Source organism: Mesorhizobium sp. M5C.F.Cr.IN.023.01.1.1, assembly GCF_003997585.1.
GTDB lineage: Bacteria > Pseudomonadota > Alphaproteobacteria > Rhizobiales > Rhizobiaceae > Mesorhizobium > Mesorhizobium wenxiniae.
Genome location: NZ_RZSU01000032.1, coordinates 1 through 22,117 on the forward strand (window position 1 = coordinate 1; position 22,117 = coordinate 22,117).

The following is a 22,117-nucleotide window of genomic DNA, read 5'->3' on the forward strand; positions in this document are numbered from 1 at the left end:
AGCCTCGCCAGTTGCACGGTGAGTAGGCCGATCACGCCGCCGCCAAGCACGGCGACCGAGGAGCCGGGTCTGATCTGCGCCAGGTCCAAGCCATGCAGGCAGCAGCCAAGCGGCTCGCAGAACGCGCCATGCGTCGGCTTCAGGTCTTTCGGAAGGGAGAAGGCCTGCTTCCGAGGCAGCACGACATATTCGGCGAAGCCGCCGTCGCGGCGGATGCCGATGGCAATCAGATTATGGCAGAGATTGATGCGACCGGCACGGCAGTGCGGACAGCTCCCGCAGGCGATGTTGGGATCGCCGGTGACGCGATCACCTACGGAAAAGTCGGACACAGCCGTTCCAATCGCCTCGACGATCCCGGAGAATTCATGTCCGAGCGTCACCGGCGGCATGCAGGGAAATTCGCCATGGAACAGATGCCGGTCGGTGCCGCAGACGCCGCATGCCTCGATCCGCACCAGGAGATCGTCCGGCCCGGCGGCCGGTTTGCCGACCTCCCGCAGGGCGATATTGCCTACGCCCTCCAGCCGCACCGCTTTCATCTCTGTTGCGCCTCCGGCATCAATTGAAACTCGGTGGTTGGGACAGATCGGGTGCTGGCGCTGCTGGCTTGGCAGGCGGCGGTTCACCGAAATTCGGCGGCTGCGACAGGTCCTGCGTGCCTGGCGCCGCAGGCGCGGCCGGTGCCGTGCCATCCGCCGGCGGTGTCGCGAGGGGCGACAGGCCGAATCCAGGCATTTCCGGTACCTTGTAATCGATCGTGCCCGGATCGACTGGCGTGCCCTTGTAATGCATCACCATCTGCGGAAAGGCGATGGTCAACCCGATCATGATGACCTGGATGCAAACGAAGGGAACCGCCCCCCAATAGATCTGGCCGGTGGTCACCGGTGCGGTCTGCTTGCCGGTGAGGCGATCCAGATAGGGCACCCGGGCGGCGACCGAGCGCAGGTAGAACAGCGCGAAGCCGAAGGGCGGGTGCATGAAGCTGGTCTGCATGTTGACGCCGAGCAGCACGCCGAACCAGATCAGGTCGATGCCGAGCTTGTCCGCGGCCGGCGCCAAAAGCGGGACGATGATAAAGGCGAGCTCGAAGAAATCGAGGAAGAAGGCGAGCAAGAAGACGAGGATGTTGACGCCGATCAGGAAGCCGACTTCACCGCCCGGCAGCGATGTCAGAAGGTGTTCGACCCAGATATGGCCGTTGACGCCGTAGAAGGTGAGCGAGAACACCCGCGCGCCGATCAGGATGAACAGCACGAAGGACGACAGCCGCGTCGTCGACGCCAGCGCCTGCTTGATCACGTCCAGCGACAGCCGCCCTTTCATCGCCGCCATGATCAGCGCGCCGACGGCGCCCATGGCGCCGCCCTCGGTTGGGGTGGCGATGCCGAGAAAGATGGTGCCTAACACCAGGAAGATCAGCGCCAGCGGCGGAACCAGCACGATGATCACCTGCTGCGCCAGCCGCGACATCATGTTGATCTTCAGGCGCTGGTCGGCGATCGCCACGACGTAGATGAAGACCACGCCGATGGTGGCGCCGAGAATGTCGGCGTTTTGGCCCTGCGACGGCGCAAGATAGCGATAGGCCGCGTAGGAAACCACGACTGCCGCCAGCACCGCGATCAGCAGCGACAGGACGCCGTGGCCGAGCGTGCGGGCCTCCAGCGGCAGGGCCGGCATCGACTTCGGCCGGGCAATCGACATGATCACAATGTACATCGTGTAAAGGCTGGTCAGAATCAGCCCCGGGATCAGCGCGCCCGCATACATGTCGCCAACCGAGCGGCCGAGCTGGTCGGCCAGAACGATCAGCACCAGCGAGGGCGGAATGATCTGGGCGAGCGTGCCCGATGCGGCAATCACGCCGGACGCCACACGGCGGTCATAGCCGTAGCGCAGCATGATCGGCAGCGAGATCAGGCCCATCGCGATGACGGAAGCAGCCACCACACCCGTGGTTGCGGCAAGCAGCGCGCCGACGAAGATCACGGCATAGGCGAGCCCGCCGCGGATCGGTCCGAACAGCTGGCCGATCGTATCGAGAAGGTCCTCGGCCATGCCCGATCGTTCGAGCACGATGCCCATGCACGTGAAGAACGGGATGGCCAGCAGCGTGTCGTTCGACATCACCCGGCTGCCGTAGAAATTGTCCGGCAGTGCGTGCAGCAGCGGCCAAGCGAGATTGATCGAGCCGCCCGAATAGGGCGACAGGAGGACGCCGATAAAGAAGAACAGCAGGCCGTTGGCGGCGAGCGAAAATGCGACTGGATAGCCGATCAGCAGGAAGATGATCAGCGAGGCGAACATGATCGGCGCCATGTTCTGGGCGATGAACTCGATCACGAGCGCACCTCTTCGGCGAGCGCTTTCGCTTCGAGTTCGGCCTGCTCATGTACCGATATAAACGGGGTGGGATCGTCCATGTCGCCGCGCATGATGGCGATCTTCTTGATGATTTCGGAGATCCCTTGGAGCGCGAGCAGGAAAAAGCCTACCAGCAGGATCGCCTTTGCCGGCCAGATGATCAGCCCGCCGGAATTGTTCGACATTTCGCCGCTGCGAAACGACAGCGAAACATAGGGGACGAAATAGATCACCATCAGCGTCACGAATGGCATCAGGAAAAAGAGGTGACCGAGAAGGTCGATCCAGTGCTGTACGCGGCGCGAGAACATGCCGTAGACGACGTCGATGCGGATATGGTCGTTCTGCTTCAGCGTGTAGGCAGCGGCCAGCATGAAGGCGGCGCCGAACAAATACCACTGTAGTTCCAGCCAGGCGTTCGATGACATGTCGAACGTCTTGCGGATGACCGCATTGGCGGCGCTGACCAGGATTGCCAGCAGGATCAGCCACGACACCCATCTGCCGATGAATTCGTTCACGCGATCAATGGTTCTGGATAGAGCGAGAAGCCCTGCCATGCATTCCTCCCTTATGTCAGCGGCGCGCCAATCCTGCTTGTTTTCCGTCGCGTCGCTGTGGCCCAACGGTATGCCGTGCGTGGCCCGGCGGGTCAACACAGCGCAGACCGAGTAAAACAATCTTGTTAAGTGAGGAAGGGGCTTGTGAGATGAGGAAGCGGCGAAACAGCTGCCTGACCAGCGCATGACCCGAAAATTGGAATCGATTTTCGCTGGGGATCATGCGCAAAACCAAAGTGCTACAGCGCCCTTTGCGCGTCCCAGAGACGCGCGGCACTGTAGACGTCATGCAGCCAAAGTCTACTCAGGTCTGATGCAGTCAGACGATCTTGCTCTGGTCGCGACCGGCGCCGATCAGTACCAGCATGGCGACGAGGAACAGATATATCCAGCCATCGCGCCATTCGAGCGGAAAATAGCCGGCCCACAGCGATTCGGCCATGCCGAAAGCGGCAGCGCCAAGTGCTGCCCGCAACGGCGAGAGATAGCCGCCCACCGCCGTCACAAACAGGATTTTCAGCCCGTAGACCAACCCTGTGCCGAAACTGATGTTGCCGTAGTAGAAGGCGGCGAGCACGCCGGCCAGTGCCGCGCAAAGGCCGCCGAAAAGCACCGCACGCCGAAGTACCGCGCGAACATCGACGCCGCACATCGCTGCCGCCCTGGGATCGTCGGACACGGCGCGCCAGCGCCGGCCGAAGCTTGATCGGGCAAACGCCCAGGCGGCGAGCCCGATAGTTGCCGCGACGACAGCGCAGTCGAGCAACTGGATGAGCGTCAGCGTGGCATTGAAATTGGCCCCCCGTGCAAAAATGATGGGCTGGGCCAGCATTGGCGGCAGCCACAGATCATGGGTGTCGGCGGCGATACGGCTGGCTTCCGACAGCGCCAGCAATATGCCGAGCGTCGTCACCACGATGGCGTTGGGCGAGCGATCGGCCAACGGTTCGAAGATGCTTCGCGACAAGACACGGCTGAGCAGCGCCGCATAAAGGAACGCCGCAGCTACGCCGAGCGCGACGGATGCAAACAGCGTCAGCCACAGCGCCTGATAGCCGAACGCCGCGGTGAGGATCATCGTATGCCCGCAAAAGGCGAACAGCGCCCCATAGGCAAGATTGGTGCGGTGCAGGATGCCGTTGGTCAGCACGTAGCCGAAGGCAAGCAACGCGTAGAGCGCGCCCGAATGCAGCCCGTTCAGAACCTGCTGGAAGAAATAGAGCATGCAATGTCCTCGATGCATGCCCCGCAATCGGGGCGCAGCGGTTTGGGACGAACGACATTCTCAAGACAAGGCAATGGCGATTGCCTCCGTGACGAGCGTTGCACCCGGAATCTAACTTGTCAAACGCGATTTATCGGTTAGATTCGCCATATGGCAGTATCCTGGATTCCGCACCGCTTCACCGGTGGCATGCTTGCGCTCGACACGGCGAACACCGTCGTCTTGCGGAACGATCCGGAGAAAACCTTCGACCGGCTCAAAGATCCGGCCGAGATCGCCCGCTTTGCCGAAGCGGCGAGCGGGTTTCGCGCCGCCGAGCTCGGCGGCAGGCCGCTCGTAGCGCCGGCGCCTGAAAAGATCGCGCCGGTGGTGCTGTCGATCAGGGAGACGACCGATCGGCTGTTTCGCCGCGCGGTTTCGAAAGGTGCGATCGCCACCGGAGACATGCCTGAATTCCTTGCAGCCTGCGCCGACGGACTCGCCCAAAGCCGCACCGAAATCGGGAGGCCCGGAAAACCGTTCGGCAATCCGGCGACGCCGATTGCCTTCGAGGCGGCGCTTGCGGTCTCGGCGCTGTCGCTGCTGCACGGCGACACAATTGCCAGGCTGAGGATATGTCCGAACTGCAGCTGGCTGTTTGTCGACAAAAGCCGCAATTCCAGCCGCCTCTGGTGCGACATGGCGGTGTGCGGCAACCGACAGAAGGCAAACCGATACTATCGCCGCCGGACCGCGGCGAGGGAGATCACCAATGTGTAAAAGATACTCGCGCGCGATGATTGTCTTCGCGGCGTTGTTCGCGGTGGCCGCGCTCGGCGCCTGCCGTGACTCCGGCAAGGACCAGCTGTTCGCCATTTCCGGGAAGCTGTTCGAGTTCAACTACCGGCTGGGCATCGCCACCTATGTCATCACCCTCAATCCGCTGCGGCCGGTGGGTGAGGGACAGGTCGCCGTGGTCTCCTTCCAGAACCCGGCCGGTGGTGATCCGATCATCGTCACCCAGAAAATATGGCCGAAGCTGCCGCATGTGACGCTGACCAGCCCGCCGCTCACCTGCGTCGTCAAGGACAAGCCCTATGCGGTGTCGATCCGCATCGAGGATTCCAGCGGCAAATTGCTGCAGAGTTTCGAGACGACACTGACGTCCTCGCTCGACCAGTCGATCCTGCCCGACCGGCCTCTCGTGGTCGGGCCAGTCTACGAGCTCAACAAGGACCTGGCCGGCCATGTCGACGGCAAGCTGCCCGGCGAACCGAAGCCCAGTTGCCCAAAGGCTGCATGATGCGTCACCAGTGGCACTGACCGCCGCCGGAATTTTCGTGCTCGGCCATCCTCCCCGACAGGCGTTTCGTGGCGCCACACGGCCGCGCAGGGATCATTTGTTGCGCCTCGTCTGGCATCTTCGATTTTGTTTGACCTCCCCGGCAAGGGAAGAAAGACTGTAGGCACTCGACTCCGACGTTGGCTGCGCACCTCTAGCCGTGGCCGCACAGGAAATGCCTGATGACGCTGTATGATGTCGCGCTCGACGACAAGTTCGACCTGGGGAAGGAGCGCATCTTCCTTTCCGGCGCGCAGGCGGTCATCCGCATGCTGCTGATGCAGCGCGCGCGCGACCGCCGGGCTGGCCTGAACACCGCCGGCTTCGTCTCCGGCTATCGCGGCTCGCCGCTCGGCGGCCTCGACATGCAGCTTTGGAAGGCCCGGAAACAGCTCGCCCAGTCGGACATCGTCTTCCAGCCCGGCCTCAACGAGGAACTCGCGGCCACCGCCTGCTGGGGTTCGCAGCAGGCCGAATTGCTGGGTGAGGGCACGCATGACGGCGTCTTTTCTGTCTGGTACGGCAAGGGACCGGGCGTCGATCGCTCCGGCGACGTGTTCCGCCATGCCAACCTCGCCGGCTCGGCTAGATATGGCGGCGTGCTTGCCCTGATGGGCGACGACCACATGGCCGAATCCTCGACCAACGCGCACGCCACCGAATTCCTGTTCGTCGACACCATGGTGCCGATCCTCAATCCGGCGGGTGTCCAGGAGATTATCGACTATGGGCTCTACGGCATTGCCATGTCGCGTTTTGCCGGCACATGGGCGGCGATCAAATGCGTCAAGGACAACATCGAATCGACGGCTTCGGTCGATGCAGCGCTCGAACGGCTTGATATTGTCATCCCGGACTTCGACATGCCGCCTGGCGGCCTCAACATTCGCAACGAGATCGACATGCTCGGCCAGGAGGAGCGGCTGCATGAATATAAGCGCGCCGCCGCTTCGGCCTTCATCCACGCCAACGGGCTGAACCGGATCGTCTATTCCGGTGGCAGCAACCCGAAGCTTGGCATTGTCACCATCGGCAAGAGCTATCTCGACGTCCGCCAGGCGCTGGAAGACATCGGCGTCGACGAGACCGCCGCCAACCGCATCGGTATCAGGCTGTTCAAGGTCGGCTGCCCGTGGCCGCTCGACCTGCAGCACATCGCCGACTTCGCTCGCGGCCTCGACACCATCGTCGTCGTCGAGGAGAAACGATCGCTGATCGAGGTGCAGCTGCGCGAGAACCTTTACGGCACCGCCATGCAGCCGGTCATCGTCGGCAAGAAGGACGAGCGCGGCAACGGGCTGTTCCCGGCCAAGGGCGCGCTCGATCCAAACGACATCGCCATCGCGCTCGGCGAGAGAATCTTGCGAACGATTGGTCCCTCGGACGAGATCGCCGCGCGGGTGGCGAAACTTCGCCAATTCCAGGCAATGCTCGCCGACACCACTGACATCGCCTCTCGCACGCCCTTCTTCTGCTCCGGCTGCCCACATAATTCATCGACCAAGGTGCCCGACGGCTCGCTCGCCGCCGCCGGCATCGGTTGCCATTTTATGGCGCTGTGGATGGACCGCAACACCGTTGGTTTCACCGCCATGGGCGGCGAGGGCGCGCAATGGGTCGGCCAGGCGCCGTTCTCGAAGCGCGACCACATCTTCCAGAATCTCGGCGACGGCACCTACAACCACTCTGGTGCGCTGGCGATCCGCTTCGCGCTGTCGACCGACGCCAACATCACCTACAAGATCCTCTACAACGACGCCGTCGCCATGACCGGCGGCCAGCCGCACGAGGGTGGCCTGACCGTGGACATGATCGCCAGACAGGTGCGGGCCGAGGGCGTCGAGCGGATCGCCATCGTCACCGACGAGCCGGACAAATATACCGGCAAGATCGAATTCCCCGCCGGCGCCACCATCCATCACCGCGACGACCTCGACATCATCCAGCGCGAATTGCGCGTGGTCAGGGGTGTTTCCGTGCTGATTTACGACCAGACCTGCGCCGCCGAGAAACGCCGTCGCCGCAAGCGTGGCACCTTCCCAGATCCCGACAAGCGCGTCTTCATTAACGAACTGGTCTGCGAAGGCTGCGGCGACTGTGGGGTGCAGTCGAATTGCGTGTCGATCCAGCCGGTCGAGACCGAATTCGGCCGCAAGCGCAGGATTGACCAGTCGAGCTGCAACAAGGATTTCTCCTGCATCACCGGCTTCTGTCCGTCCTTCGTCACCGTGCATGGTGCCAAGATCAGGAAGGCCGAGGGTATGGCCGGCACGACCGATCCGCTCGACGGCGTGCCCGCGCCCGCTGAATTTCCGCTCGGCCAACAGGGCTGGGCGGCGATCATCGACGGCATCGGCGGCACCGGCGTCGTCACCATCGGTGCGGTGCTCGGCATGGCGGCTCATCTCGAAGGCAAGGGCTGCGCCATGATCGACATGGCCGGCCTTGCCCAGAAGGGCGGCTCGGTGTTCACCCATGTCCGCATCGCGCGCAGCCCGGGCGATATCCATGCCATCCGCGTTTCGGCCGGCAAGGCCGACCTTGTGCTTGGCTGCGACCTCGTCGTGTCGGGCGCTCAAAAGGTGCTCGCCGCGGTGCGTGAGGGCCACACGATCTTCCTCGCCAACACCGCCGAGATCATGCCCGGCGAGTTTACCCGGTCGGCAGATTTCTCACTGCCTGTCGAGCGGCTGAAAAAGGCGATCCGCACTGCCGCCGGCGACGATAAGGCGCATTTCTTCGACGCCACCCGCACCGCCACCGCGCTGTTCGGCAGTTCTCTCGGCGCCAACATGTTCATGCTCGGCTTCGCCTTCCAGCATGGCGGCTTGCCGCTGTCGGCCGAGGCAGTCGAAAACGCGATCGAGCTCAACGGCCAAGCCGTGGCGATGAACGTCTCAGCCTTCCGCTGGGGCCGCCGCGCGGCCCACCAGCCGGATTTCGTGCGCGGCCTCGTTGCCCAGCCGGGCAAGACCGCACAGACTGCCGCTGCCGCCGAAACGCTGGACGACATCATCGCCCGCCGCGTCGCCTTCCTCACCGCTTATCAGAACGCTGCCTATGCCACGCGCTACGTCGACAGACTGGCCGCGTTGCGCAAGGCCGAAGCCAGGGCGATGCCCGGTTCGACTGATGTGACCGAGGCCGCTGCGAGGAACCTGTTCAAGCTGATGGCGATCAAGGACGAATACGAGGTGGCGAGGCTCTACACCGACGGCTCCTTCGCCGCCGAGCTGGGCAAGCAGTTCCAGAGCTACGACAAGCTCGAATTCCATCTCGCGCCGCCGATGATGGGCAGGCGCGGCAAGGACGGCAAGCCGAGGAAGTCGAGTTTCGGTCCCTGGATGATGAAGGGGTTCCGCCTGCTGGCAGGGATGAAAGGCTTGCGCGGCACGGTCTTCGACGTGTTCGGCTACAGTACTGAAAGGCATATGGAGCGGCAGCTTCTTGCGCAGTACGAAGCCGATCTGGAGCTTATCGCCGGCGCCCTGGCGCCGGGCAAGCTCGAGGCCGCGGCCGCGCTTGCCGCGGTGCCGGCGCTCATTCGCGGCTATGGTCACGTCAGGCAGGCCAGTGCCGAAAAGGCCGCTGGCGAGCGTCTAAGGCTGCTCGATCGCCTGGCAAAGACGCCGGATCGGCCAGAACTCCAGGCCGCCGAGTGATTGATACGTCTTGTTTACCCGAAGAATAGCTTCCCCGGGCGTCAACCGACCTGACGGTGTGGCCCGAAACGGCCTCTCTAAATCTTTCTTAAGGCGAATGTGACACAGCTTGGCTCCCCAGGGTTGGGATTCAGGCGTGAATCTGAAAAGAAAAAACGAGATTCCGGTCGACGTCTATATCCCGTTCGTGGAAACTCTGTTTCGCGACGGGGTGACGCTTTCGATCGGCATTCTCGCGCAAACCTTCCTGATCGGACTTGTCTGGTGGAAGAACGGCGATCCGCGCTACCTGCTTGTTGCAATCGCGATGATCCTCGTCGGCATATTCCGCATGAGGAACTTCCGAAAATACAACAATTTGCCACCACCGACGACCTGGGAGGAAGCGCACAAGCGCGAAAACGATTATATACTCTACGGCTCCCTGCATGGGCTTACGCTCGGGGCTTTTTGCCTGCTCGGCATCTACTTTGCGCGCGACGATTTCGCCGAGATCGCCTCCGTTTGCCTGACGCTGGCGACCGCGACCTCGATTGCCGGCCGCAACTACGGCTCGCCGCGCATGGTGACCATCCTGACCCTTGCATTGACCTGGCCCATCTCGCTGGGCTTCCTGCTGCGCGGCGATATCTATCATGTCCTCCTTGGCCTGCTGTCAGCGCCGTTCCTGTTCGCGATCCGCAAATTCGCCAATACGGTGCGCGATGTGCTTTTTGCGGCGGTGTCGGAGGAGAAGAAGGCGAACAGCCTTGCCCAGCGCTTCAATCGGGCGCTGAACACCATGTCTCATGGCCTTGTCATGCTCGGCCCCGACGGCCGGGTGGCGGTGGCCAATGCCGAAGCCGCGCATCTGATGTCGCTCAAATCGCCCGACGCACTGCTCGGGCGATCGATTCACGGTCTGCTGATGCGCGGCGTTGCCGGCGGCATGCTGGCGCCGAAGGACTGCCGCTACATCGAAGCCCAGCTTACGCGCGCCCTGCGCGAGGGCCGCGACCGCAAGGTTCTCGTCTCGCTCGGGAACGGTCAGCACTATGAGTTCTCGGCGCGTGAAGGCAGCCAGGAACTGGGGGTCATCACCTTCGAGGATGTGACGGCCCGCGTTGAGGCGGAAGACAAGATCCGCTTCATGGCGCGCTATGACAACCTCACCGGCCTGCCCAACCGCGCATATTTCCACGAGCTGATCGGAGAGGCCATGGCATCCGGTGACCTCGAGCGTCTCTGCGGGCTCGCTGTGCTCGACCTCGACGACTTCAAGAGCGTCAACGACACGCTTGGCCACCCGGTCGGCGACGGATTGATCTACGCCGTCGCTGAACGGCTGGCGGCGGTCGCCGGACCAGGCGTCACCGTCAGCCGTTTCGGCGGCGACGAGTTCATGATCTTCTTCGACCGCGTCGAGGACGAGAGCCATCTGTCCAGCCAAATCGACGGGATTTTCATTGAGCTGCAGGGCGAGGTCGACGTCGCCGGCCATGGGCTGCGCATTCAGGCCAGCGGTGGCGCGGTGCTGTCGAGGGTCAGGGATACCGATGTCGACGCCATGATCGTCAAGGCGGACCTCGCGCTCCACAAGGCCAAGGAACTCGGCAAGAATACTTGGCGGTTGTTCGAGGCGTCGATGGAGGCCGCTTTCCGCAACCGTCAGCTGATGAAGGCGGATCTGCGCACCGCGGTAGAAAGCAAGGGGTTGCGGGTGGTCTACCAGCCGATCGTGGCGATGAGCACGATGCGCATAGCCAGCTGCGAGGCGCTGTGCCGTTGGGACCACCCCGATCTCGGACCAATTTCGCCCAGCATCTTCATTCCGCTGGCGGAAGAAATGGGCATCATTTCCGAGATCAGCACCTTCGTTCTGCATGCGGCGTGCACCGAATGCGCCAAATGGCCCGCACAAACCAGTGTCTCGGTCAATCTCTCGGCCAAGGACTTCCGCAACCGCGACGTTATCGAGAAGGTTCGCCATGCGCTTGCCAGTTCCGGTCTCGCCGCCGGCCGACTGGAGATCGAGGTCACCGAGACGGCACTGCTCGACGACAAGTCGCTGACGCGTCAGTATATCGAGGAATTGAAGCGGCTTGGCGTGCGCATCGCGCTCGATGATTTCGGCACCGGCTATTCGAGCCTGAGCTATCTCCACAAACTTCCGCTCGACAAGATCAAGATCGACCGTTCGTTCCTGATGGACGTTACCCAGAACAGCCGTTCGCTCGAACTGCTCAAGGGCATCGTCAATCTGTCACGGCCACTGGGGCTTTCGGTGACAGTCGAGGGCGTCGAGACTTTCGAGCAGCTCAAGATCCTTGCCTTGCAGGTCAAGCCGGACCTGGTTCAGGGATTCCTGTTCGGCTCGGCGCTAAGCGCGTCCGGTATCGAGACCATGTCAAGCACGGTCTGGCCCTTCGCCAAGGACATCAAGACGGCCAGGAAGGCGACGCATCCCTGATTTTCATGGAAGAATCTCGTACTTTAGTATAATTTTTACACTCATTAACCTTAATAGCCGGTAAACGATCTCTATCTTGTTTTCATCTTTACATCTTACGACCCTGCCGTAGTGTTGATCGCGGCGGCAGTTCCGGGGATTGAGTTTTATGGTTGTTGAGTTGATTTCGCCTCGCCAGGCGGCGGGTGCGGACGGGAGTGATGCGTCCGACACTATGTCCAGCTTTGCCAGGAATGTTTCGGCGATGCTCGAGCGGACGGAATACCGTCGCTGCGACAAGGGCGAAGACCTCGAGGACATTTACCGCCTGCGCTACAAGTCGTATCGCTCCAACGATATGGTGCCCGACAACGAGAACCATACCATTCACGACGAGCTCGACGACGCGCCGAATGTCTTTCGTTTCGGCGTCTACATCGACCAGGAACTCGTCAGCACGCTGCGCATCCATCGCGTCACGCTTGCGACGCCGATGTCGCCTTCCACCAAGGCTTTCGGCGATATCGTCATGCCGATGCTGGCCGAGGGACTGAGCTTCATCTGTCCCAGCCGGTTCGCCTCCGACCCCGACTGGTCACGCGTCTATCCGCAAATTCCCTACCTAACATTGCGGCTCGCCGGCATGGCGTGTTTCCATTTCAACGCGCCTTACTGCCTGTCGACCATTCGCGAGGACCACGCCGGCTTCTACAAGCGGATCTACTATTCCGAGAAGATCAGTGAGGCCCGCGCCTATCCCGGCGTCTACAACAAGGTCGTGCTCTACCGTGCCGACGTCGATGCGATCCGCGAGCGGTCCCTCTCCCGGTTCCCGTTCTTCCGTTCGACTCCGATGGAGCAGCGCATGCTGTTCGACACGCCCAATGTTGGTGAACTCGCGCCGCTGACCATACTGCCCACAGCCAAATATTTTCGCGAAGCCGCATGATGTATGTCGCCCAAAAGCGCGCAGCGGTTTTGCGACAACAACATGCGCCTAAACAAGGCAAGACATTCGGCAACTTTGCGGCCAGGCGATGGAGCTTTCCGGCCGCTTCGGCGTTCCGGCAAGCGCGCCGGTGGCGCATGAACGACGTCGACCCGCATAGCGTTGGCGGCAATCCTATCGAAAGGAAACGAGATGACCATATCCACGCTCGCACTCACTCCGCTGATCTCGCTGATTGCCGGCGTGCTGATCCTGGTGATGCCGCGACTCCTCAACTACATCGTCGCCCTCTATCTGATCGTCGTCGGCCTGCTCGGCCTGTTTCCGCAGCTTGCCGGTTGATGTGACAAGCCTCAGCCGCAAGGAAGCGCAAGGCGGCAGCCACGGTCACCTCTGGAACATCCTCTCTGCATCGGGCAGCTTCAACTTTCCTTTGAGGCTGTGTCTCCAGCGATGCGGCAATAGCGCCATTGCCCTCGGCCTGGCTTTTCGCTATGTGCCTGAAAGATGTCTTCGAAGGGGTATTCCTATGGCTGATCACTCGCCGACCGGTCCTGTCGAACTAGGCGCGAAGATGGACTATGCCGAGCACGACCGCACCTATGCCGGCTTTGTCATGCTCGCCAAATACGGGTCGCTGTTTTGCGCCGCCGTGCTTCTGGCAATGGCTTTCGGCTTCTTTGCGGGCGGCTTCTTCTCGGCATTTGTCCTGTTCGTTCTGATCCTCGCCGTCGGCGCTTTCATTCTCCGGTAAATTCTTCAAAACCCTTGCCCGTGACATCGCCGGAAGTCCGGCCGGCGTCCTGCGCAGACAGGTTCCAGCCGAAAGGATCATGCGGTGGGACAGACGGTTTTCATCCCTCGTGAGCTCGATGCGAACGAGCCGCGCGTTGCTGCCTCGCCCGATACGGTGAAGCGGCTGGCGGGGCTAGGGTTCGACGTGATCGTCGAAAGCGGCGCCGGCACGGCATCGCGCATTCCTGACGACGAGTTCGGTAAGGCCGGCGCTGTGATCGGTAAGGCCGCCGATGTCGCCAAGGCCGATGTGGTGCTGAAGGTGCGCCGGCCTGATGAGGCGGAGCTGAAGGCCTATCGCCCGGGCACTGCCGTCATCGCCATCATGGATCCCCATGGCAACGATGCTGCCGTCGATGCTCTGGCAAGGGCCGGCGCCACCGCCTTCTCGATGGAGTTCATGCCGCGCATCACGCGCGCCCAATCGATGGACGTCCTATCCAGCCAGGCGAACCTCGCCGGCTATCAGGCGGTGATCGACGCGGCTGCCGAATATGACCGGGCGCTGCCGATGATGATGACGGCGGCCGGCACGGTGCCGGCGGCGAAAGCCTTCATCATGGGCGTCGGCGTCGCCGGCCTGCAGGCCATTGCAACTGCAAGGCGGCTTGGCGCCGTCGTCACCGCCACTGACGTGCGCCCCGCAGCCAAGGAACAGGTCGCCTCGCTGGGCGCAAAATTCCTCGCGGTCGAGGACGAGGAATTCAGGGCGGCCGAGACGGCTGGCGGCTACGCCAAGGAAATGTCTAAGGAATATCAGGCCAAGCAAGCGGCGCTGACCGCCGAGCACATCGCCAAGCAGGACATCGTCATCACCACCGCGCTGATCCCCGGCCGTCCGGCGCCGAAGCTCGTTTCAGCGGCGATGGTCGCCTCGATGAAGCCGGGTTCGGTGATCGTCGATCTCGCGGTCGAACGTGGCGGCAATGTGGAAGGCGCCGTGCCCGGGCAGGTGGTGACCACGGCCAACGGGGTGAAAATCGTCGGCCATCTCAACGTAGCGGGCCGCGTCGCGGCCTCCGCCTCGCTGCTCTATGCCCGCAATCTGTTCGCCTTCGTTGAAACCCTGGTCGACAAGACTACCAAGACGCTCGCCATCAACCGCGACGACGATCTGGTCAAGGCGACGATGCTGACCGATGGCGGCAAGGTCGTGCATCCGGCTTTCATCGGCAAGCCGGCGGTGATGATCGCCTCGGCCGAGCCTGGGAAGGCCGCTGCTGCAGAAAAACCAGCCGCGCCAAAGAAAGCTGCCGCATCCAGGAAGCTTGCCGCACCCAAGTCGCTCGCTAACAAGCCGAAAGGGATCGCGTGATGGACCAGACCTTGCAGAAAGCCCTTGACCAGCTCGATCAGGCGACCGCCGCCGTCCGTCTCGCTGTGCAGGATCTGGCTACAGCTCCAGGCGGCACCGATGCGGCGGGCGACGCCGCGCACGCGCTGTCCGGCGGGGCGATCGATCCGTTCGTCTTCCGCTTCGCCATTTTCGTGCTGGCGATCTTCGTCGGCTATTACGTCGTCTGGTCGGTGACCCCGGCGCTGCATACCCCGCTGATGGCGGTCACCAACGCCATTTCCTCGGTCATCGTCGTCGGCGCGCTGCTTGCCGTCGGCATCTCGGCGTCCGGCATCGCCACCGGCTTCGGTTTCGTCGCGCTGATGCTGGTCTCGGTCAACATCTTCGGCGGTTTCCTCGTCACCCAGCGCATGCTGGCCATGTACAAGAAGAAGGACAAGTAGAGCGCCATGAACGCCAACTTCGCCTCCTTCCTCTATCTGGTCTCCGGCATCCTGTTCATCCTGGCATTGCGCGGCCTGTCGCACCCGACCACGAGCCGTCAGGGCAACATGTACGGCATGATCGGCATGGGCATCGCCATTGCCACCACGCTGGCGCTGGCGACCCCTTCGGCGGGGGGCTTCGGCCTTATCGTGCTCGGCCTTTTGATCGGCGGCTCGGTCGGCGCGATCACCGCACGGCGCATCGCCATGACCTCGATGCCGCAGCTGGTCGCCGCCTTCCACTCGCTGGTTGGCCTTGCCGCCGTCATGGTGGCGGCTGCCGCCGTCTATGCGCCGGAAAGCTTCGGCATCGGCACCGTCGCCGACATCCACGCCCAGGCGCTGATCGAGATGAGCCTCGGCGTCGCCATCGGCGCCATCACCTTCACCGGCTCGGTCATCGCCTTCCTCAAGCTCGACGGCCGCATGTCGGGCAAGCCGATCATGATCGGCGGCCGCCATTTCATCAACGCCGCCCTCGGTATCGGGCTGATCGTGCTGATCGTGCTGCTGGTCACCACCGAGTCCAAGCTGGTGTTCTGGCTGATCGTGGCGGCATCACTCGTTCTTGGCGTCCTTCTCATCATCCCGATCGGCGGCGCCGACATGCCGGTCGTCGTCTCGATGCTGAATTCCTATTCGGGCTGGGCGGCTGCAGCCCTCGGCTTCACGCTCGGCAATCTGGCGCTGATCATCACCGGCGCGCTGGTCGGCTCGTCCGGCGCGATCCTCTCCTACATCATGTGCAAGGGCATGAACCGGTCATTCATCTCGGTCATCCTCGGCGGCTTCGGCGGCGAGACTTCCGCCGCTGCCGACGACGGCATCGAGCGTACGGTCAAGCAGGGTTCCGCTGACGACGCCGCCTATCTGATGATGAACGCCCAGAAGGTCATCATCGTGCCGGGCTACGGCATGGCGGTCGCCCAGGCGCAGCATGCGTTGCGCGAGATGGCCGACAAGCTCAAGGCCAATGGTGTCGATGTGAAGTACGCCATTCATCCGGTCGCCGGCCGCATGCCCGGCCACATGAACGTGCTTCTGGCCGAAGCCAATGTGCCCTATGACGAAGTCTTCGAGCTCGAGGATATCAACTCCGAATTCGCGCAGGCCGACGTCGCCTATGTCATCGGCGCCAACGACGTCACCAACCCGTCCGCCCGGGACGACAAGAGCTCCCCCATATTCGGCATGCCGATCCTCGACGTCGACAAGGCTCGCACCTGCCTGTTCGTCAAGCGCTCGCTCGGCTCCGGCTATGCCGGCATCGACAACACGCTGTTCTACAAGGACGGTACCATGATGCTGCTCGGCGACGCCAAGAAGATGACCGAGGAAATCGTCAAGGCCATGGATCACTGATCCAGATTCGCGGTCCAGTGCACCGCTAAATTGCTCGGAAGAAAGCCCGGCTCCGCGCCGGGTTTTTCTTGACTTGAACATCCGGCCTGCAGCGTCTTTGCTCCCATGCCGGTTTCAGCGCTACGATGGGCAATTCTGTTCCGGGCTTTGTCACCAACGGAGGCAATGGTGTCCGACCCTCATCCAGTTGCGTCGTCGGCCAGGACCAGTCCGCCGGCCTCCGGAAAGGCGCCGCGCAAGCTCAGCCAGGCCGTGGTGATCGTGCATGGCATGGGCGAACAGCGACCCATGGGCACGCTGAGGGAATTTGTTCAGGCTGTTTGGAGTCACGACCCTGCTCGCGTGCCGTTTTACGCCCGTGTCGCCGATTCGGGCGGTCCCGCCGGCTCGAAGATCAACCAGAGCTGGATCACGCCTGACAGCCGCACGAACTCGCACGAGCTTCGCCGGATCACCACCCCTTACGATGTCGATGGCCGCCGTACTGATTTCTACGAGCTTTACTGGGCCGACATCACGCAAGGCACGACGCGGGGCCGGCTTGCGGCCTGGGTGACAAATTTGCTCTGGCGCAAGCCCGCCGACATTCCGCGCGACGCCCGCGGGCTCTATGTCGTTACGCTTCTGGCCGTCATAACAGTCTTGGGCGCGGCCCTCGTGCTCGCGACCTCGGCCTTGCAAGGGTATATTTCCTGGACCACGGGGATGCTCGTCACGATCCTGGCCTCGTTCGTCGTCTGGTCGGTGGACCGGTTCGGTCTTCCTTATTTCGGTGATGTGGCCGCCTATGTCCGTGCTGAAGCGGCCACGGTCGAGAAGCGCGCGCTTGTCCGCGACCGCGGCCTGACGCTGCTGAGGCGTCTCATGATGGACGATGGCTACGACCGAATCGTGCTGGTCTCACACAGCCTGGGATCAATCATCGCCTATGATCTGCTGCAAATATTGTGGGCCGATTTCAGGCCGCGAAAGCTGGAAGCGGTCCGCGACAAGGCGAGGCTGAAAGCGATCCGCGCCGTCGACAAGGCTACGCTCAACGCCGATGGCTCTGCGTGGCCCGACAGCTTGGATGACCTCTCCGGATTCCGGCGAGATCAATGGGAACTCTATCGCCAGCTCCGCGCCAGGGACGACGATCATCCATTGCCGTGGAAGATCAGCGATTTCGTCACGCTCGGCAGCCCGCTGACCCACAGCGAATTTCTGGTGACCTACAATCTCGCCGAATTCAGGCGCGGCGTCGCTGAGCGGCTGTTCTCGGCGTGTCCGCCAATCGCCGATACGGCGGCCGGTGGAACCGTCCTCTATCAGGAAGGGCGCAGCCGTTCGGGCAAGCCGCAGCGGGCGGTGCATCATGGCGCTGTGTTTGCCGCGACGCGCTGGACCAACATTTTCGACAGGGGCAATGGCTGGCTGACCGGCGACCCGATCTCCGGACCGATGGCGGAAAATTTCGGTCCCGGCGTGGAGAACATTCAGGTCGAGCTGCGCAGTCCGCTTGGCCGCATCTTCACCCACAGGCTCTACTGGTCGCTGAAGGCGACCGGCCTCGAGGTCGCGGCAGCCGCCGGCACGCCGCCGCGCTCACACATCGACGTGCTGCGCGACGCGGTCGATCTCGGCCGCAAACTGGAGCCAAGCCAAGCGGTGTCCACGGTTTTTGCCTGAAAGTAAGAGCCGGCGCTCGTTCCGGTGAACCGGCGCTGGCAATCACCCCATCGAAACAGCATGTCTATGCAGGGGCAGTGTCCCTGCATAGAAGAAACCGTCAAGCACAGATCAACGGTTGGTCAGAAAGACCGCCTCCTCGTCGTCGCGCTGCCTGCCGCCAAGGGCTGCCGCGGCGCTTGCGATGAAAGCGCCGACAACCAGCGACAGTGCGCCAAGCAGCGCGAAGGTGGCACCGGCTTTCCTGGCGGTATCGGCAGCCTGCTGAGCCTGAACCTTCGCCTCTTCGACCCTAGCAAGCACGGCATCGACACGAGCCCTGGCGTCCGGTTCCGACAGCCCGGCTCGGGCAGCCACCAGCTGCGACAGATAGGTCTTGTCGTCGGCAGACACTTCTCCTGCTGCTGCGCTCGCGATCAAAATGCGCGAAGCCTGCGCCATCGCCGCCGCATCGCTCTCCGGGTTGGCGGCAGCAAGCCTGGCCGCATCGGCTGGGCGGAACAATGCATCGACGAAGTACGACGTTGCGTTGTCGGTCGCGGCGCCTCCGGTGTTTGCAGTGGCACCTGCCGAAGCGCCCATTGCCGCGCCCGACGCGACTGTCGAAGCGGCCTGGACGCCGGTTCCGACAGCTGCGGAAAGCGCCGAGCCGAGCACGCCGGCGACGCGCAACGTTGCAAGCGCCCAGGCGAGGAAGCCGTGGGCGGTATCGCGGAAAAAGACTTCATCGGTGTGGACGCCGACCCATTTGGTGCGCAGGCGCCCGGCAAGATAACCGCCGGCAGCCGACGACAGCCACTGCACGATGATCAGCCACGCGGCGGTGGAGGCCGCGAAAGTTGTGACCGATGTGCTCAAGCCGGACCACGGCGAAACCATGGTCAGCCCGAGCCCGGAGCCGAGCAACATCAGGATCAGTGTTAGCCCCGAGGCAGCAAGGGCGCCGGCCACGATCGGCCCCCAGCTGACAGCGGTGGAAGAGGATTCCGTCGGTGCGGAAACGTCGACAGCCGTTAGGGTTGACTGCATGTCAGCCCCCTACCGTGCGAAAAGCATGATGAGAATAATGATCGGAATCGGGACTCCGAGAAGCCAGAGCAAAATGCCACGTCCCATGAGTGCCTCCTGCGGCGATTGTGATCAATCACAATGCCTTGGAAGGCTTTCCGTTCCGGCCGGCCCTCAGTGAACCTTTGTGCGATGCAGCAGACATCATTGGCAGGCCTAGGTCTACCAATGATGTCTCAAGCGCTTGAAATTGAGCGTCCGGCCTGGGGTTTAAATATCCAGATTGGCGACGGACAGCGCGTTTTCCTGGATGAATTCGCGCCTGGGCTCGACCTCGTCGCCCATCAGCCTCGAAAACAGGGAGTCGGCGTCCGTCGCGTCATTGACCTTGACCTGCAAAAGCGAGCGCACATTCGGATCGAGCGTGGTCTCCCAGAGCTGCTCGGCGTTCATTTCGCCGAGGCCCTTGTAGCGCTGCATAGTCAGGCCCTTTCGTCCGGTGGCAAACACGGCGTTGAGCAGCGCCAGCGGTCCCGAGATGGTTTCGGACAAATCCTTGCGGCGCAGCACCGGCGGCTCGCCATAGACTTCTGCGAGGCGAGGCGCATAGCGGTCGAGCTGGCGGGCGTCGGCCGAATTGATCAGCGCGAGATCAAGATGCGCGAACTCCTTGACGCTGCGCACCGTGCGCTCGAACACATAGCCGCCGACCCCTTCGTTTGAGGTCGACATGCGGCCCGTCCAGCCGCGTTCAGTGTACTCGGCGATGATGTCGAGACGCCGGGCGACGCGATCGGCCATGGCGTTGGCCCGGCCGAGATCGGCGAAAACGTCCGGGTTGAGCGCGCCGGCAATCGCCGCCTGCTCGACCACGCCTCTGTTGTAGCGCGTGTGCAGCCCGTTGATGAGCTGGCGCACCGCCAGCGCATCGTCGATGGCGCTGCGCAGGTCCTGTCCGGCCCGCACCTCGCCGGTGCTGAGCGCAAGCGACGCCTCCTCCAGCCCCGAGCCGATCAGAAATTCCTCGAAGGCGCTTTCGTCCTTGAGGTATTGCGAGCTCTTGCCGCGCGTCACCTTGTAGAGCGGCGGCTGGGCGATATAGAGATGGCCCCGCTCGATCAGCTCGGGCATCTGCCGAAAGAAGAAGGTCAGCAGCAAGGTGCGGATGTGGGCGCCGTCGACGTCGGCGTCGGTCATCAGGATGATCTTGTGATAGCGCAATTTGTCGGCGTTGAACTCGTCCTTGCCGATCGAAGTGCCGAGCGCGGTGATCAGCGTACCGATCATGTCGGAGCCTAGCATGCGGTCGAAGCGAGCCCGCTCGACATTGAGGATCTTCCCGCGCAGGGGAAGAATGGCCTGGTTCTGACGCGAACGGCCGCCCTTGGCCGAGCCGCCGGCGCTGTCGCCCTCGACGATGAAGATTTCGGACTTCGCCGGATCGCGTTCCTGGCAGTCGGCCAGCTTGCCGGGCAGCGAGGTGACACCGAGCGAGCTCTTGCGGGTGATGTCGCGCGCCTTGCGCGCGGCTTCGCGCGCCGCTGCCGCCTGGATGACCTTCTCGATGACCACCTTGCCCTCGGTCGGGTGCTCTTCGAGCCAGGTGCCGAGCGCCTCGTTGACAAGCCCTTCCACCACCGGACGGACTTCGGACGAGACCAGCTTGTCCTTGGTCTGCGAGGAGAATTTCGGGTCGGGAACCTTGACCGACAGCACGGCCGTCAGCCCTTCGCGGCAATCGTCGCCGATCAGCGCCACCTTCTCCTTCTTGGTGAGGCCCGAGGATTCGCCGTAGCCGGTTATCTGGCGCGTCAGCGCGCCGCGAAAGCCGGCAAGATGCGTGCCGCCGTCGCGCTGCGGAATGTTGTTGGTGAAAGCCAGCACGTTCTCGTGGTAGCTGTCGTTCCACCACATGGCGACCTCGACGGTGATGCCGTCACGCTCGGCTTTGATCGCAATCGGCTTGTCGATCAGCGGTTTCTTGACGCGATCGAGATATTTGACGAACTCCTCCAGCCCGCCATCATAGTGCAGCTCATGGCGCACGACGTCGGCATGGCGGGCATCGGTCAGAACGATGCGCACGCCGGAATTCAGGAAGGCGAGTTCGCGCAGCCGGTGCTCCAGCGTGCCGAAGTCGAACTCGACCATGGTGAACGTCTCGGCTGACGGGAAAAAGGTGATCTCGCTGCCGCTGCGCCCCTCATAGGTGCCGGAAACCTTGCGCTGTTCGTAGGTGCCGGTGACCCTCAGCGGCGCGTCGGCATTGCCGTGCGTAAAGCTCATCTCGTAGATCTGGCCGTTGCGGCGGATCTTCAGCTTCAGCCAACCCGACAGCGCATTGACTACCGAGACGCCGACGCCGTGCAGACCGCCGGACACCTTATAGGAGTTCTGGTCGAACTTGCCGCCGGCATGCAGCTGCGTCATGATCACTTCGGCCGCCGAAATGCCTTCGCCGGTGTGGATATCGGTCGGAATGCCGCGGCCATTGTCGATGACCGTCACCGAACCATCGGGGTTGAGCGTTACCGTGACAAGGTCGGCATGGCCAGCCAGCGCTTCATCGATGGCGTTGTCGACGACCTCGTAGACCATGTGATGCAGGCCCGACCCGTCGTCAGTATCGCCGATATACATGCCAGGCCGCTTGCGGACGGCATCCAACCCCTTCAAAACCTTGATGGAATCGGCGCCGTACTCGGCCTCAGCGCCGTTGGCGTTGTCGATCTGATCGCTCATGAAAACCTGTCTGATTGATGCCGCACATCCAGCGCAAAAAATCGGCTCCGAATCGCGCGTCTTTGATGTCCTAGATATAGGTGCAAAAGGCGGTTTTTCCAAGGTTTGCAAGCATTTCCGAATGGAAGAAGAGCATGCTCGGCCGGCCATGGCATCGGACCCAAAAAGTGGACCGGTCTTGGGAACAGAGCGGTGGCAACAAGAGCAGGCCGACCTATCCCGGCAATCAGGGACTTTCCAGTGCC

Annotated in this window: 17 protein-coding genes; 11 read left to right on the forward strand and 6 right to left on the reverse strand. The window is 62.7% G+C overall.

Annotation, left to right across the window (positions count from 1 at the left end; all coding sequences use genetic code 11):
- The 4 genes from EOA78_RS15040 to EOA78_RS15055 form a co-directional block, all read right to left on the reverse strand.
- A partial coding sequence (locus EOA78_RS15040) for an alcohol dehydrogenase catalytic domain-containing protein (protein WP_164783772.1) occupies positions 1 to 542 on the reverse strand: 542 nt, incomplete at its 3' end.
- A 19-nt stretch (positions 543 to 561) separates the two neighbouring features.
- Positions 562 to 2,349: a TRAP transporter large permease subunit gene (locus EOA78_RS15045; RefSeq protein WP_206533450.1), complete on the reverse strand. Its 1,788-nt coding sequence runs from the start codon at positions 2,347 to 2,349 to the stop codon at positions 562 to 564.
- Positions 2,346 to 2,930 carry a TRAP transporter small permease subunit gene (locus tag EOA78_RS15050; RefSeq protein ID WP_127315820.1) on the reverse strand — a complete coding sequence of 195 codons (585 nt, stop codon included), beginning with the start codon at positions 2,928 to 2,930 and terminating at the stop codon, positions 2,346 to 2,348. The genes EOA78_RS15045 and EOA78_RS15050 overlap by 4 nt, the downstream gene beginning before the upstream one ends.
- 319 nt (positions 2,931 to 3,249) lie before the next feature.
- Positions 3,250 to 4,155, reverse strand: coding sequence for a branched-chain amino acid ABC transporter permease (locus EOA78_RS15055; RefSeq protein WP_127315821.1), 906 nt, complete (start codon positions 4,153 to 4,155; stop codon positions 3,250 to 3,252).
- Between the two features lie 150 nt (positions 4,156 to 4,305).
- On the opposite strand from EOA78_RS15055, the gene EOA78_RS15060 reads away from it, so the two are divergent.
- The 11 genes from EOA78_RS15060 to EOA78_RS15110 all read left to right on the forward strand — a co-directional run bounded on the left by EOA78_RS15060 (position 4,306) and on the right by EOA78_RS15110 (position 18,122).
- Entirely contained in the window at positions 4,306 to 4,914 is a 609-nt protein-coding gene (locus EOA78_RS15060) for a CGNR zinc finger domain-containing protein (protein WP_127315822.1), read from the forward strand.
- The gene (locus EOA78_RS15065; protein ID WP_164783773.1) at positions 4,907 to 5,437 is read left to right on the forward strand and encodes a hypothetical protein; all 531 of its coding nucleotides are present in this window, start codon (positions 4,907 to 4,909) and stop codon (positions 5,435 to 5,437) included. Before EOA78_RS15060 ends, EOA78_RS15065 begins: the two co-directional genes overlap by 8 nt.
- 221 nt (positions 5,438 to 5,658) lie before the next feature.
- A complete protein-coding gene (locus EOA78_RS15070; protein WP_127315823.1) occupies positions 5,659 to 9,138 on the forward strand; it encodes an indolepyruvate ferredoxin oxidoreductase family protein in 3,480 nt (1,159 codons plus the stop codon).
- A gap of 136 nt (positions 9,139 to 9,274) precedes the next feature.
- The gene (locus EOA78_RS15075) at positions 9,275 to 11,587 is read left to right on the forward strand and encodes an EAL domain-containing protein (protein WP_127315824.1); all 2,313 of its coding nucleotides are present in this window, start codon (positions 9,275 to 9,277) and stop codon (positions 11,585 to 11,587) included.
- Positions 11,588 to 11,831: 244 nt separating this feature from the next.
- A complete protein-coding gene (locus EOA78_RS15080) occupies positions 11,832 to 12,515 on the forward strand; it encodes a hypothetical protein (RefSeq protein ID WP_245477514.1) in 684 nt (227 codons plus the stop codon).
- 192 nt (positions 12,516 to 12,707) lie between these two features.
- Positions 12,708 to 12,857 (forward strand): DUF3096 domain-containing protein, encoded by a 150-nt coding sequence (locus EOA78_RS15085; RefSeq protein WP_065006071.1) that lies wholly within the window; start codon positions 12,708 to 12,710, stop codon positions 12,855 to 12,857.
- Positions 12,858 to 13,044: 187 nt separating this feature from the next.
- Positions 13,045 to 13,269 carry an aa3-type cytochrome c oxidase subunit IV gene (locus EOA78_RS15090; protein WP_127315826.1) on the forward strand — a complete coding sequence of 75 codons (225 nt, stop codon included), beginning with the start codon at positions 13,045 to 13,047 and terminating at the stop codon, positions 13,267 to 13,269.
- Positions 13,270 to 13,353: 84 nt separating this feature from the next.
- Positions 13,354 to 14,625, forward strand: coding sequence for a Re/Si-specific NAD(P)(+) transhydrogenase subunit alpha (locus EOA78_RS15095; RefSeq protein WP_127315827.1), 1,272 nt, complete (start codon positions 13,354 to 13,356; stop codon positions 14,623 to 14,625).
- The gene (locus EOA78_RS15100) at positions 14,622 to 15,050 is read left to right on the forward strand and encodes an NAD(P) transhydrogenase subunit alpha (protein ID WP_023796796.1); all 429 of its coding nucleotides are present in this window, start codon (positions 14,622 to 14,624) and stop codon (positions 15,048 to 15,050) included. Before EOA78_RS15095 ends, EOA78_RS15100 begins: the two co-directional genes overlap by 4 nt.
- Before the next feature lie 6 nt (positions 15,051 to 15,056).
- Positions 15,057 to 16,454, forward strand: coding sequence for an NAD(P)(+) transhydrogenase (Re/Si-specific) subunit beta (locus EOA78_RS15105; protein WP_127315828.1), 1,398 nt, complete (start codon positions 15,057 to 15,059; stop codon positions 16,452 to 16,454).
- A 165-nt stretch (positions 16,455 to 16,619) separates the two neighbouring features.
- A complete protein-coding gene (locus EOA78_RS15110) occupies positions 16,620 to 18,122 on the forward strand; it encodes a hypothetical protein (RefSeq protein ID WP_127315829.1) in 1,503 nt (500 codons plus the stop codon).
- A gap of 111 nt (positions 18,123 to 18,233) precedes the next feature.
- Here the strand turns inward: EOA78_RS15110 and EOA78_RS15115 are convergent, their stop codons facing one another.
- Both EOA78_RS15115 and gyrB read right to left on the reverse strand, forming a co-directional pair.
- Positions 18,234 to 19,151 (reverse strand): hypothetical protein, encoded by a 918-nt coding sequence (locus EOA78_RS15115; RefSeq protein WP_127315830.1) that lies wholly within the window; start codon positions 19,149 to 19,151, stop codon positions 18,234 to 18,236.
- 249 nt (positions 19,152 to 19,400) lie between these two features.
- Positions 19,401 to 21,872 (reverse strand): DNA topoisomerase (ATP-hydrolyzing) subunit B, encoded by a 2,472-nt coding sequence (gene gyrB, locus EOA78_RS15120; protein WP_127315831.1) that lies wholly within the window; start codon positions 21,870 to 21,872, stop codon positions 19,401 to 19,403.
- Between the last annotated feature and the right edge of the window lie 245 nt (positions 21,873 to 22,117).